Origin of the sequence: Leifsonia sp. RAF41, from assembly GCF_052114085.1 — a bacterium.
GTDB lineage: Bacteria > Actinomycetota > Actinomycetes > Actinomycetales > Microbacteriaceae > Leifsonia.
Map to the genome: position 1 here is coordinate 3,528,757 of NZ_JBFREB010000001.1, position 12,513 is coordinate 3,541,269.

At 70.7% G+C, this 12,513-nt stretch carries 15 protein-coding genes; 5 read left to right on the forward strand and 10 right to left on the reverse strand.

Annotated elements, in window-relative coordinates:
• The first annotated feature begins 53 nt into the window (after positions 1-53).
• Positions 54-1,307, forward strand: coding sequence for an MFS transporter (locus AB4Y74_RS17200; RefSeq protein ID WP_441800270.1), 1,254 nt, complete (start codon positions 54-56; stop codon positions 1,305-1,307).
• Here AB4Y74_RS17200 and AB4Y74_RS17205 read toward each other — a convergent pair.
• A complete protein-coding gene (locus AB4Y74_RS17205; RefSeq protein ID WP_441800271.1) occupies positions 1,291-2,310 on the reverse strand; it encodes an NADPH:quinone reductase in 1,020 nt (339 codons plus the stop codon). The genes AB4Y74_RS17200 and AB4Y74_RS17205 overlap by 17 nt on opposite strands.
• Positions 2,311-2,354: 44 nt before the next feature.
• The gene (locus tag AB4Y74_RS17210) at positions 2,355-3,542 is read right to left on the reverse strand and encodes a MarP family serine protease (RefSeq protein WP_441800272.1); all 1,188 of its coding nucleotides are present in this window, start codon (positions 3,540-3,542) and stop codon (positions 2,355-2,357) included.
• A gap of 137 nt (positions 3,543-3,679) precedes the next feature.
• Here AB4Y74_RS17210 and AB4Y74_RS17215 point away from each other — a divergent pair, with 137 nt between their 5' ends.
• Positions 3,680-3,826, forward strand: a complete 147-nt coding sequence (locus tag AB4Y74_RS17215; RefSeq protein WP_441800273.1) for a hypothetical protein — start codon at positions 3,680-3,682, stop codon at positions 3,824-3,826.
• Here AB4Y74_RS17215 and AB4Y74_RS17220 read toward each other — a convergent pair.
• The 4 genes from AB4Y74_RS17220 to AB4Y74_RS17235 all read right to left on the reverse strand — a co-directional run bounded on the left by AB4Y74_RS17220 (position 3,823) and on the right by AB4Y74_RS17235 (position 6,209).
• Positions 3,823-3,966, reverse strand: coding sequence for a hypothetical protein (locus AB4Y74_RS17220; protein ID WP_441800274.1), 144 nt, complete (start codon positions 3,964-3,966; stop codon positions 3,823-3,825). The two genes, AB4Y74_RS17215 and AB4Y74_RS17220, sit on opposite strands and share 4 nt — an antisense overlap.
• Before the next feature lie 101 nt (positions 3,967-4,067).
• Positions 4,068-4,766 carry a copper resistance protein CopC gene (locus AB4Y74_RS17225; RefSeq protein ID WP_441800275.1) on the reverse strand — a complete coding sequence of 233 codons (699 nt, stop codon included), beginning with the start codon at positions 4,764-4,766 and terminating at the stop codon, positions 4,068-4,070.
• Complete coding sequence (locus AB4Y74_RS17230; protein WP_441800276.1) at positions 4,763-5,500, reverse strand: YcnI family copper-binding membrane protein; 738 nt, start codon at positions 5,498-5,500, stop codon at positions 4,763-4,765. Before AB4Y74_RS17230 ends, AB4Y74_RS17225 begins: the two co-directional genes overlap by 4 nt.
• A gap of 88 nt (positions 5,501-5,588) precedes the next feature.
• The gene (locus tag AB4Y74_RS17235) at positions 5,589-6,209 is read right to left on the reverse strand and encodes a hypothetical protein (protein WP_441800277.1); all 621 of its coding nucleotides are present in this window, start codon (positions 6,207-6,209) and stop codon (positions 5,589-5,591) included.
• Between the two features lie 137 nt (positions 6,210-6,346).
• Here AB4Y74_RS17235 and AB4Y74_RS17240 point away from each other — a divergent pair, with 137 nt between their 5' ends.
• From AB4Y74_RS17240 to AB4Y74_RS17250, 3 genes are all read left to right on the forward strand, one after another.
• Positions 6,347-7,006, forward strand: a complete 660-nt coding sequence (locus AB4Y74_RS17240; protein WP_441800278.1) for a response regulator transcription factor — start codon at positions 6,347-6,349, stop codon at positions 7,004-7,006.
• A gap of 6 nt (positions 7,007-7,012) precedes the next feature.
• A complete protein-coding gene (locus tag AB4Y74_RS17245; protein WP_441800279.1) occupies positions 7,013-8,689 on the forward strand; it encodes a sensor histidine kinase in 1,677 nt (558 codons plus the stop codon).
• A 326-nt stretch (positions 8,690-9,015) separates the two neighbouring features.
• A complete protein-coding gene (locus AB4Y74_RS17250; protein WP_441800280.1) occupies positions 9,016-10,011 on the forward strand; it encodes a hypothetical protein in 996 nt (331 codons plus the stop codon).
• 19 nt (positions 10,012-10,030) lie between these two features.
• Here the strand turns inward: AB4Y74_RS17250 and AB4Y74_RS17255 are convergent, their stop codons facing one another.
• The 4 genes from AB4Y74_RS17255 to AB4Y74_RS17270 are packed head-to-tail and all read right to left on the reverse strand — an operon-like array spanning position 10,031 to position 12,461.
• Entirely contained in the window at positions 10,031-10,687 is a 657-nt protein-coding gene (locus tag AB4Y74_RS17255; RefSeq protein ID WP_441800281.1) for an NUDIX domain-containing protein, read from the reverse strand.
• A 31-nt stretch (positions 10,688-10,718) separates the two neighbouring features.
• On the reverse strand, positions 10,719-11,768 hold the full coding sequence (locus tag AB4Y74_RS17260; RefSeq protein WP_441800282.1) for a YihY/virulence factor BrkB family protein: 1,050 nt from the start codon (positions 11,766-11,768) through the stop codon (positions 10,719-10,721).
• Positions 11,758-12,036 (reverse strand): hypothetical protein, encoded by a 279-nt coding sequence (locus AB4Y74_RS17265; protein WP_441800283.1) that lies wholly within the window; start codon positions 12,034-12,036, stop codon positions 11,758-11,760. Before AB4Y74_RS17265 ends, AB4Y74_RS17260 begins: the two co-directional genes overlap by 11 nt.
• Entirely contained in the window at positions 12,033-12,461 is a 429-nt protein-coding gene (locus AB4Y74_RS17270; RefSeq protein ID WP_441800284.1) for a phage holin family protein, read from the reverse strand. The genes AB4Y74_RS17265 and AB4Y74_RS17270 overlap by 4 nt, the downstream gene beginning before the upstream one ends.
• Positions 12,462-12,513 lie beyond the last annotated feature (52 nt).

The following is a 12,513-nucleotide window of genomic DNA, read 5'->3' on the forward strand; positions in this document are numbered from 1 at the left end:
CAGTCCCGCACTTATAGTCGCAAAAGCAATCCTATTTGCTTTAAGGAGCCGACATGACTACAGCCGAAGAGACCCGCACCGGGGGCATGCTCGCCGTCCGGCCGGCCGCCGTCCGGAAGTCCGGCGGTCCGTTCCGGCTTCGCCCGACTGCCGCCTTCGCCGGCACGGCGCTCGCCTTCGTCGCCGTGGCGCTCGCGGTCGGCGCTCCCAGCCCGCTCTTCGTCCTGTACGAGCAGGAGTGGGGGTTCCAGCCGTGGCTGCTCACCGTGGCCTTCGCCATCTACGCCGTGACGCTGCTCATCACCCTCCTGATCGCCGGCTCGCTGTCCGACCACATCGGGCGTCGCCCGGTGCTGATCGGCGCACTCGCGCTGCAGGTCGTGGCGATGCTGGTGTTCCTCTTCGCCCCGGACATCGGCTGGATCATCGGCGCCCGCTCCATCCAGGGCGTCGCGACGGGAGCCGCGATGAGCACCTTCACCGCCGCGCTCGTCGAGCTGGCCCCGGAGAAGCAGAAGAAGCTCGGTGCCACCATCGGCAGCACCGCACCCGTCGGCGGCATCGCGATCGGTGCATTCCTCACCGGTCTCGCCGTGCAGTTCGTTCCGCAGCCGACCACCCTGGTGTTCATCACCCTGGCGCTGCTGTTCGCCGCCGGAATCCTGGTGATCGTGGCCTCGCCGGAGACGGTGGTGCGTCGCCCTGGAGCGGTCCGGTCGCTCATCCCGCGCCTGCTGATCCCCGCTGCCGCCCGCCGCGAGTTCATCGGTGCGCTCCCGCTCTTCATCGCGACCTGGATGCTCGCGGGCCTCTTCATCGGACTGTCTCCGTCCATCCTCCACGGCATCTTCCACCTCGACAGCGGGCTCCTGAATGGCGCGATCGTCGCCGTCCCGCCGGCCGTCGGCGCGGTGGCCGGCCTGCTTCTCACCCGCGCGGTCGCGCGGACCACGGTCGTGTGGTCGATGGCGGCGATCCTGGTCGGCGTCGCGGTGGCCGCGGTCGGGATCGGCGCCGCCGTCCTGCCGCTGCTCTTCGTCGGAGCGACCGTCGCCGGTGGCGGCTTCGGGGCCGGGTTCTCGGGGATGCTGCGCATCCTCGCGCCACTCGCTCCGAACGACCAGCGCGCCGAACTCTTCGCCGGGATCTTCCTGGTCAGCTACCTCGCATACGGGCTTCCGGCCCTGGTCGCGGGTGAGCTGATCGGAATCATCGGCCTGCTGCCGACCGCGCTGGGCTACTCCGCGGCGATCGCCGCCGCCTCCGTCGTCGCCCTGATCGTGCAGGCGCTCAAGCCACGTCGATGAGTACCTTGCCCACGACGCCGCCCTCAACGGCGTCGTGGCCCGCCGCGGTCTGGTCGAGCGGGAATCGCGTGATCGGGAGGCCGTGGTCGGCGCCCACCCGCAGCGCGCCGTCGGTTGCCGCCGCGGACACCGCGCGGACTGCGGCCTCCTTGGCCTCGGATGCCACGGTGTACGTGAGGAGGAACTGCCAGCGCAGGTTCTTGGCCATGCTCGGGCGCACCGGGATGGTCACCGAGTCGGCGCCGGGCGCGTCGGCGTAGCTCGCGATTGTGGCGTTCGCATTCGTGACCTTCACGTCGAGCTCGGCGTTCGCGGCCACGTTCACCTCGACCACGATGTCGACGCCACGTGGTGCGAGGGCACCGATCGCCTGCGCGGTGTCCGGCTCGGTGTAGTTGACGACGTGGTGCGCTCCCGCGGCGCGGGCCAGTTCGGCCTTGTCGTGGCTGCTGACCGTGGCGATGACCGTCGCTCCCGCCCAGACGGCGAGCTGGATGGCGGCGTGGCCCACCGCGCCCGCGCCTCCGGCGACCAGCACCGTGCGGCCGTCCAGCGATCCGGGCGTCAGCTCGGCGGCTGCGTGCTCGTACGAGGTGAGCGCCCGGTGGGCGGTCAGGGCCGGGATGCCGAACGACGCGCCCTCGTCGAAGCTCACGTCCTTGGGGAGGGCGACCACGAGGTTCTGAGGCAGGACGACGAGTTCCTGAGCCGTGCCGTCCGGGCGCTGGTAGGCGGCGTCCCACACCCACACCCGGTCGCCGGCCGCGAAGCCGGTCACTCCCTCGCCCACCTCGTCGATGACCCCTGCCCCGTCCTGGTTCGGTACCTGAGGCCGGGGAAGCTGCTTCGATCCGCTGCCCTTCCGTGCCTTCCAGTCCGTGGGGTTGACGCCGGACACGTGGATGCGCACGCGCACCTCGCCGGGGCCGGCATGGGGCTCTTCGCGCTCGCCGAAGGTCAGAACGTCGGAATCACCGGTCGCGGAGTAGGTCACAGCCTTCATGGCACCAGCCAACCATGACCGGAGGCGTCGTGCGAGAGCGTCGCTCAGCCGGCCGAGCAGGCGCCGGAGCTGATCGGGGCAGAGCCAACGGACGACAGCACGGGCCGGAGCTCGGCCAGGGTCAGCGCGTAGCCGGTGTCCGCGTCGGTGGCGCTCCGGGCGAACACGACTCCCGCGACCTGTCCGTTCTGGTCGAGCAGGGGTCCCCCCGAGTTTCCGGGGCGGACGACGCCGCGCAGCGAGTAGATGTCGCGATCGACGCTCCCGCTCTGGTAGATGTCGGTTCCGCGTGCGGTGACGCGGTCGCGCACACGCTGCGGAGACACGGTGAACGGGCCGTCGCCCGGGTATCCCACGGCATAGGCGGGGGCGCCCGCCGTCAGGTCGGGGCCGACGTCGAGCGCCGGTGCGGTGAGGTCGGTCACGTCGAGCACGGCGAGGTCGCGCGACGGGTCGAAGGCGACGAGCGTCGCCCGCTCCACGCTCGTGCTCCCGGACATCCGGACGACGACGGACGAGGCCCCGGCGACCACGTGCGCGTTGGTCACCACGCGACCGCGCTGCAGGACCCATCCCGTGCCCTCGGAGTCGACGCCGCAAGCGGGCTTCGATGCGAGCACGGTGACCACGGACTGCTCCGACCGGGCGACCGAGGCCGGGACCGAGGGGTCGGGTTCGGGGACCGCGCGGATCGCCTCCGCACCCGCGAAGACCTTCGGCAGCCCGGCACCGGCCAGCGCATCGTCGACCGCACCCAGGACGGCCGAGGAGGGCAGGGGCGCCATGCCGTTCAGCGTGGCGACGACGCGCGACGAGTTCGCGGCCTGCACCACCGTGGCCAGGCTGGTCGCCAGGGCGAACCCGGCGAGCAGCCAGACGACGACCCCCCAGGTCAGAAGACCGAGGATCGCGCCGACGAGAGAGTCGAGCCACCGGACCGGTCCTCGGCGCAAGAGCTTGCCGATGATGGAGGCCAGCGCGCCGGCGATGGCGTAGATCGCTCCGGCGCAGACCAGGATAACGATGCCGGCCACCACGGAGCGCTCGGTGACCCCGCTGAACCCGAACGCAGCGAACCAGTCGACCACGATGGGAGCGAGTGTCAGCCCGAGCCACAGCCCGAGGCCCAGCCCGACCAGCGTCCCGGCAGCGCGGATGGCGCCCTTGCTCCAGCCGGCCGCGACGGCAAGGATGCCGAGCACCACGAGCACGACGTCGACCACGATCTCCACGAGGCATACCCTGCCGTACGGAACTGGGCGACTGCTCAACCCCCGGTGAGCGTCCGCTGGCCCAGCACCCCTGTCGGTCCACGCGGCCGAGGGCTACCGTCCGAAAGCGAACCCATCAAACAGTGACGGAGGACACCATGTCGGATCCCAGAGCCAACGGCGACGACGAGCGCGAAGACCTCGACCCGGGCGAGCGCCAGTACACGAGCGCCGACCTGACAGCGCACGACCCCGAAGAGGGCCAGATCGGCGAGTCGGGGGAGTCGGGGGACCCGACCGACTAGAGGCGACCGTCTTCCTCGTCGCCGTCGTCGACCGAGTCGGGCTCAGGCAGTGTCACCGGCACGATGTCCGGATCCATCTGACCCTCGGGGACGAGGTCCGGGAAGTCCGAGGTCTGCTGGTCACCACTCTGTCTGGCCATGCGCGAACGTTACGCCAGCGATCCCGGCGCGGATAGTCCCAGGGTGGACCTTCGCAGGTCGCCACGGCGCGCGTCGGGAGCCAGCGCGCCGCGGCGAGCCCTCACTCCTTCGGCTCCTCCGAGTCGGGTGTCTCGGTCGTCGTCGGCGGTTTGCGGCGAGCGGTGAGCAGCACGATGACCACTCCGATGATCGCCAGCACGACGATGGCGATCGCGATGCCGATCACCAGGCCGAGATCAGTGCCGCTCCCCGCGGCGGCGGTCGGCTGGGGGGTGGACGCGGTAGCCGTGGCGGGCGAGGTGGCCCCACTCCCTGAGCCGGTCGCCGCCGGAGCCGATGTCGAGCTCGGGGTCGTGGTGGCTCCGCACGGCGTCGACGCGGACCCGTCCGCGGCGGTGGCCCCGGCAGGCGGCTGATAGGTGAACGTGTACGACGACGACACCGTGTGTCCGTCCGCGGAGACGATCTGGTACGTCACCGTGTACGTGCCGGCGGAGCCGAGCGCGACGGGTGCGCTGAGCTTCGTGTCGGCCGCGGTCGCGCATCCGGTCTCGAAGTGGCGGGTGCCGGAGTCGGGGCCGGTGACCGTCAGCAGGTTCGTCGAGCCGTTGCCCGACAGATCCAGCACGCGGTCGTTGAAGGTGAGTGACACCGAATCCAGCTGAGACGTCACCGTGGAGTCGGCGGACGGGTCGCTGCCGACGAGATAGTCGTGCGCGTCGGCGGCGGCCGCGGGGGCCAGCGCGAGGGCGGCGGCCGCGGCGATACCGGCGGCCGCGGCGATCAGCCTGTTCCTCATCCCTGCACCTTACGCTCGCGGCTGCGGCTCACCCGAGTGAGGGCGAACACGGCGATGACCAGTGCGATCGCTCCGAGCGCGAGACCGCCGACGCCCACCGCAAGGGAGACGACCGTCGCCGTCGTCCCCGCTGTCGCAGACTCGGGTTTCGGCGTGGAGGTCGCCACGAGCGCCGGCGCACCACCCTCTGCGGGAGCCGGGTCGTCGATGTAAAGGGTCGGCGCGGGATGCTCGGGCTCCTTACCGGAGGCGGGAGTCGGCTGATCCCAGTCGACGACGGTGCCGTCGGAGTAGTACTGGTGGGTCGGAAGCGCGACGGAACCGGTGTCCGGAACGGCACCCGCCGACACCGTGAACTGCTGGAACTGTCCCGGCGCGATCTGGACGCCGGTGTCGGCCGTCCAGGTGACGCGGATGGGCGCCTCCGTGATCGTGCCGTCGTCCGTCTTCACGGGCTCGGCGAGCTTCTCGGTGTCGACGGTGGTCGTCCATCCCGCGAGCGGGAGGTAGCTCACCGACGTGAACGGTGTCTTGGTCGGTAGGTCGACGACCAGCTTGACCGTGCCGGCCGTCGCCGACTCGGTCGGCACCTTGAAAGTGAGGTTCGTGTAGCTGCCCGGCGTCGCCGTTCCGGGGTCGACGTGGACGTGCGCGCTCGCCGCGAGCGGTGAGGTGGCGAGGAGCAGAGCGGTGGATGCCGCCGCGATGGACGCGGCGAACGTGGTCTTTTTCATGGGAGGTCCCTTGTGATCGGATCGTCGGTAGGCGTGTGCGTGTGCGCGTGCGCGTGTCGCAGCGACGCCCGGGCCTCCCGGGTCGCTGTCAGAACGCGCCGGCGACCGCCGGCGGTCCGCGGTGCCGCAGCCGGGCGAGGGGGAGCCCGAGGTCTCGCAGTCGCGACGGCTCGGCTTCCGCAGGCGCCGCCGTGATCCGCGGACCGACCGCGACCGGGACGACGACGAGACGGTCGGTCACGTGCCGGATGCGCACTCGGGCGGTCCGGAGCAGCCCCCAGAACGCCTGCTCACCCAAGCGCAGCGCGATGACGGTGACCAGCACCGCCGTTGCGTGCGTCAGCCACATCGATGGGCTCAGATCGGAGCCGTGCGCTGCAGGCATGGCACCCGTCGTCATCGTGAGGTGAACGCCGGTGTGGAGGTGCGTCATCCCGCCGGGAGTGCTGAACCGCGCGCCGCCTTCGCCGAGCGAGAACAGTGCGTGGAAGAGGAACTGGCTGACGCCGACGGCCATGGTCAGCCGCCACAGCGACAGTCGGCGGGTGGTGAGCGCTACGGAGGCGAGGGTGGCGAACGCCATGCTGAGCGCCAGCGCGACCGGTGCGGGAGCGGCTCCGCCACCGGCGACGTGGAACAAGGCCGCGACGAAGATCGCGACTCCCGAGGCGAGCATGCCGCGGGAGAGGCGGGCCCACCTCGATCCCATGCGCATCCTCCGTGTCGTCGGGTCTTCGGAGCCAGTCTACGGAACGGATGGGCGCGGCTCTCCGCGGGCCGCGGGGGACCACAACGGGGGTCGCCGGTCCGGCCGGTCGATCGCCCGTGCCGCGTTATCCTATGCGAGTGGCGGTGGACACGTGGCGGCGCAGGGTTCTGGTGGTGGAGGACCACGCCCTGATGCGCTCGCTCGTCGTCGACGCCTTCGGGCAGCGCGGCTTCGAGGCCACCCCCTCCGGCTCGGCGGCGGAAGCCCTGCGCATCGCCGAGCAAATCGACCCGGATCTTCTGGTCACCGACATCGACCTCGGCCAGCGGCCCAACGGCGTCGAACTCGCCACGATCCTGCGGCAGCGCGCGCCGCATATCGCCGTGATGTTCCTCAGCAACCTGTCCCGGGATGCTGCCGCCGTTCAGGCGCGGAGCACGGTCTCGGACGCCTCGTTCGTCAACAAAGCGGCCGTGGAGTCCGTCGATGAGCTGGTGGATGCGGCCGAGGCCGTCCTCGCCGACCGCCCGGTCCGGCGCGAGAGCGGGGGCTCCGACGCGCGCTCCCGCCTGCTCGGCCTGACCGCCGCCCAGCTGGAGACCACGCGACTGCTTGCGGCAGGTCTCTCGAATGCGGAGATCGCGCGTCGCCGGAACGTCACCGTGCGCGCCGTCGAGAAGAGCGTGGAACGCGTGTTCTCCGCGCTGGGCTTCGCCAATACCGAGCGGACGGCCCCTCGCGTCGCCGCCGCGACCCTGTACACGGCGACCTTCGGCGATCCCGCGACGGGGCTCTGATCCCCGATGCTCCCGGTCCGTCGTTCGATCGCGCGCGTCTGGAGCGGGTCGGCCATCACCTGGTGGACGTGGTTGGTCACGTTGCCGTCCGCCCTGACCGTGATGTCCGGGCTCCAGTACGTGACGGGCGGCCCTGCCGCGGTGCTCGCGGTCGCCGCCCTGCAGCATGCGATCCTCGGCGGACTTCTCCTCGTCGGTGCCGCCGTGCTGCGTGTCGTGCGGGGTCGAGGGCGTCCGTTCGCCGTGTTCACGATCTACGCCGTGGTCGGTGCGGCCCGTCCGCTGCTCTTCCTCGAGGCGGGCGGTCTGCTCGGCATCCGTGTGATGGCCGGCGACCTGATCGGACGGATGGCGATCAACCTGGTCGTCGTCGTGGTGATGTTCTCTCTGATCGCGATCGGCGTCGATCTGGTGTGCGAGCACCGCGGGATGTTCCGCCGTCTGCGCGCCGCGCAGCACGCGTCGGAACGGGACGTCGAGTGCGCGGCGGACAGGCTCCGTCGACTGCGCAGCACGGCGGTCGACGAGGTGGTCTCGGCGCTGGAGGACGCGGCGACGACTGCCACTGCGCACCGGCTGGAACCGGTGGAGGCAGCGCGCGTGCTGCGCACCCTCGCTGAAGACGTCGTGCGCCCCGCCAGCCACCGGATCTACGACGACGACTCCGCCGGCGGGCCACCCGAGGCGCGGGGCCTCAGCCGCGGCGAGTGGGCCGCGTCGGTCATCGGAGGGATGCGGGCTGCGCCGCCGATCACCGCGGCCGTGCTGTTCACCGCCCTCGTCCTTCCGTTCGCACTCGTGCAGATCGGCGCCGTCAGTCTGCTGCCGGTGGTCACCGGACTGCTTGTCCTCCTGGTCGCCGGGGCGGGGGTCGCGGCCATCCCGCTCCCGCAGAGGGCCGTTCCGCGGGCGCTGCTCCTGCTCGTGCTCTACTCGGTCGTCGGCGTCGTCCTGGCCGTGACGACCGGGCTGGCGCTCACACTCGTCGGCGAGAATCCCTCCTCGGCCTGGTTCGAGGCGCTCACCTATCCGCTGATCACCCTGGGAGTCGCGTTCGTCACCTCGCTCACCATCCGGGTCCGCCAGGACCAGGCCGAGTTGGAGCGGGCGCTGCAGTCGCGGGTCGGCGCAGCCGCCCGCATCCGCTCGGAGTACGACCGCGAGCGCGCGTCGCTGGCGCGGCTGCTGCACGCCGGGGTCCAGTCCGAGCTGATCGCTGGTGCTCTCGCTCTGACGTCGACGCGGGCGGTGGGGCCGGAAACCCCCGGCGTGCGCCTTGCGGAGGTCGTGGGCCGTGCTCGGGATGCGCTGCGCGGGGGGCAGGAGGAACCGCACGCTGCCGACGAGGTCCGGGCGCTCGTCGAGAGCTGGTCGTCGGCGATCGACCTCCGTGCACGAATCGAGGACGGCGTGTGGGATCGGCTGGGTGATCCGGCCCGGACGTCCGCCGTGGTCGACGCCGTCTCGGAGGGGCTGGCGAACGCGGTCCGGCACGGCGACGGTTCGCCCGTGAGCGTCGAGTTGCGGCCGCGAGGCGACGACGGAGTGGAGGTCGTGATCGAGTCCGGAGGGACGCTGGACACTGCGCGACCGGGGATCGGTCTGCGACAGCTCTCAGAACGCGGAACGGTCGCCCTCCGAGAGGTCGCCGGGCGTGTCGAACTTGTTGTCGACATCCCCTGACCGGAGCCTGAGAACCCGGTCGTATCAGCCGTACCGCGAAGCCCTTCGCGGCCACTGCATCCCTAGATTCTCAAGGGATGGCGCCTGCCGCCGTCCCGGTCCCGGAGGGGGGCCCCTGCGTGACCCGAACACGCAGGACGAGCCCCCGGCCGGGATCTATTCGTCTGCATTGATGGAACATCCAGGCGAAATCGGGTAGAAATGGTCGGTACCCTTTTCGCGCCACAGCGTGCGTCGCCCCCGACCGACTCCCCCCAGGAAGACCCAGCAGCTTGCCACAGTCCACTCCTTCAGTGCGGCCTCGCCGGACTTTCAGGGCACCCGTCGTGGTGGATGTGGATCAGCAGCCGGAACTTTCGGACGACCCGGTCACCGCGTTCACGACGCCGGAAGAGCTGACCATCGCTCAGCCCTTCCCCAGCCGCAGAGCCGCGCTCGAGGCCGAACGCAGCCGCCCGCGCACCCGTGAGCGCATCGTCGTCAAGCCGACCCGCGCCGAGCGAAGCCCGAAGGCCCGCGTCGAACGTGCCGCCCGGCCCGCACGTCCGGTCCGTGCCCCCCGCGTGCGCAGTTCGCACCCCGAGCGTCGTCGCTGGGGCGTCCACGCCGTCGTCATGCTCGCGTTGGCGGCCTTCTTCGGCACCGCAGCGCTTCCCGCCTACGCGACCTCAGGAGAAGGCTCGACCGTCGGCGCGGCGCGCACCGCCCTCGCTGTGCAGACGCTCACCGGTGGCGGTGTCACCCAGGTCGTCGCTCGTGACGGCCTCGCCATCCAGGAGAGCCCGCAGGCGCTCGACTCGACGACCAACGCCAGCGTGTCGCCGACCGTGCAGGCACTGGCCGTCCAGATCATGGGCGCGGTCGCATCCGGGCGCCTGGTCGGCTCGACACCGAACCACATCCCGGAGATCGCCGACCTCGCCGAGGGTCAGGCCGTGCCGGGCTGCGGCGTCGACTACCGCGTCCTTCAGGCCATCTCGATCGCGCTCGACAACTTCAACCAGGTCGGCGTCAGCGACATCAACCGTCGCTGCACCGGCCAGATCGAGGGCGCCGGAACCGACTCGGCGCACTACGCCGACGGCGGCGGCCACGCGGTCGACTTCTATCTGCTCAACGGCTCCCCGCTCACCGGCGGCGACGCGAAGTCGGTGGAGCTCATCCGCATCCTCGACCCGCTGGTCCCGGACGGCACGGGCCTGGGTCAGGTCGGCTGCCGGTCATCCATGGACCTCTCGAACTTCAAGCCCTTCGACGACACGTGCAACCACCTGCACATCGACTTCCTCAAGTCGAGCGGCTCCACCCTCCGCTACGGCTGAGTGACCGCAACCGGCCCGCTCAGCCGAACAGGTTGAGGGCCGCCCACTGCACCAGGATCACGGTCTTGCCGTCAGCGATGCGGCCGTCGGCGACCCACGCGAGGGCCTCGTCGTACGGCACGACCACCGGCTCGATCTCCTCGCCCTCCTCCTCGAGTCCGCCGCCACCCACGACGTCCGCCGGCGTGTAGGGCGCGGCGTAGAAGTGGACGCGCTCGGTGACGGACCCCGGGCTCATGTAGAGGTCGAACAGGTGCGTCAGCTCGCCGATCCGGACGCCCAGCTCCTCAGCGGCTTCGCGACGGATCGCCTCTTCGGCGCTGTCGCCGTCGAGCAGCCCGCCGGCCGACTCGACCAGCATCCCGTCCCGATGGCCGTTCACATACGCGGGAAAGCGGAACTGGCGCGACAGCAGCAGGGTGCGACCGACCGGGTCGTAGAGCAGAACCGTCGCGCCGTTGCCTCGGTCGTAGGTCTCTCGGGCCTGCGTCGTCCACGCCCCGTCGCGGCCGCGATAGTCGAAGGTCGTCCGTCGCAGCACGTGCCAGCCGTCGGAGGTGACCTCCACGTCACGGATGCGCACACCCGGATTGCCGGTCAGGTCGCGTCCGGTCTGGTGCAGTCCGCTGCGTCCGCGCGCGTCGGGGACATCGTGGCCGGGTCGCTGGTCGCTCATACGACGAGCCTAGGGAGCCTGCGACCGAGGTTCACGCTCTCGCCCGATAACGCCGCCGGATGTCCCTGGCCGCGAGGATGTCGCCGGCGTGTGCCTCCCGAGCCTTCAGCAGCGCTTTGTCGGACTTGAGCGGCAGTCGCAGCACCTCGGCCGCGTCGATGCCGGCGATCAGCTCCCGCGCCCGCTCGGTCTCGGAATCGAGCTCGGCGCCGAAAAGCAGTGCGTTGTTCGCGATCCAGATCCACAGCAGGAACACGATGATGCCGGCCAGCGCGCCGTAGGTCCGGTCGTAGTTGCCGAAGTTGCCGACGTAGAAGGCGAACAGTGCCGAAGCGATCCCCAGGACCACGATGGCGGCGATCGAGCCGGGCGTCAGCCACCGGACCTTGGGATGCTTCACGTTCGGCGTGGCGGCGTACAGCACGCCGACGAGGGCCACGATCACCACGACCACGATCGGCCAGCGGATGATCGACCAGGCGACCTGGAACGCGTCGCTCAGCCCGATCAGTCCGCCCAGGAATTGGGCCACGGGGCCGGAGATGACCAGCAGCAGGGCCAGCAGCGACACCAGCACCAACGCCAGCAGTGTCACGCCGAGTTGCACCGGACGGAGCGCGATGAACGTCCGGCCTTCCTGCACTCCGTAGACGCGATTCAGTGCGCGCCCGAACCCTCCGACGTATCCCGACGCCGACCAGACGGCGCCGACGATCCCGATCGCGAGGGCCCACCCGGTGGCGGGCGACGAGGCGAGATCCCCGATGGGCCCCTTCAGCACGTCGGTCATGCCGGGCGCGAGCTCGTTCACCATCCCGAACAGGGCGTCGACTCCGGTCTTGCTCTGCCCGACGATGCCGAGGATGCTGACCAGCGCCAGCAGCGCGGGGAACAGCGACAGGACGGCGAAGTAGGTGAGGCCGGCGGCGAGGTCGGTGCACTGGTCCGTCGAGAAACTGCGCATCGTGCGCTTGAAGATGAATCCCCACGGCAGGCGGTACCAGTGGACGCTGTTGCGGTCCTCGATCCGACGAACCGCTTTGGCGCGGTCGCTGCCCACGCCGCCCTGGTCAGCCGGCACGCCCGCGCCTCCGCAGGAGCAGAGTCGCGATACCGGCCGCAGCTCCGGTGAGCGCGAGGAACAGCCCGGTGAAGAAGACGGGATGGGACCGGATCTGCACCCGGACGTTGAAGGTCGCGAACAGGTCGTCGAGCGTGCTCGCGAGCTCGTCGCGGGTCACCTCGAGGTCGAGTTTGAGCGAATTGATCCCGGCGCCCTTCGGCAGCGGCGGACGTCCGGCCGGTCGTTGGCCCTGACGGTGCACCGCAGGGATGGTCTCGGAGGTCACGGCTGCTCTCCCTTCAGAGCTTTGACGTCGGCGCTCAGCTCGCTACCGAGGTCGTCCGGCACCGGAGGCATGCCCTTCTTGAGGCTGCGCAGGCCGATGAGGCCGATGACGACGGCGATGACGATGAGGATGACGCCCACGATGATGGCGGAGAGCCAGGCGGGAAGGATGAGTGCGAACCCGAGTACCGCCGCGGTGATCAGCGCGGCGAACGCGAAGAACAGGAAGAGGAGCGCGCCGATCAGAAGGCCGGCACCGATTCCGGCGGCCTTCGCTTTGGCGGTCATCTCCGCCTTGAACAGCGCGAGTTCTGCGGCGACCAGTCGCTGCAACTGGGCGACGAGGTCCTTCGTCAGCTCCGGCAGCGGGCGGAGTCCGCGGGTGGTGCGGCGTCGCTCCCGGGGAAGCGGTGGCGTGTCGGCCATCGGATCGGGCTCCTCTCAGACACTGGTACGGCGACCGTACTCCACGGCTCCA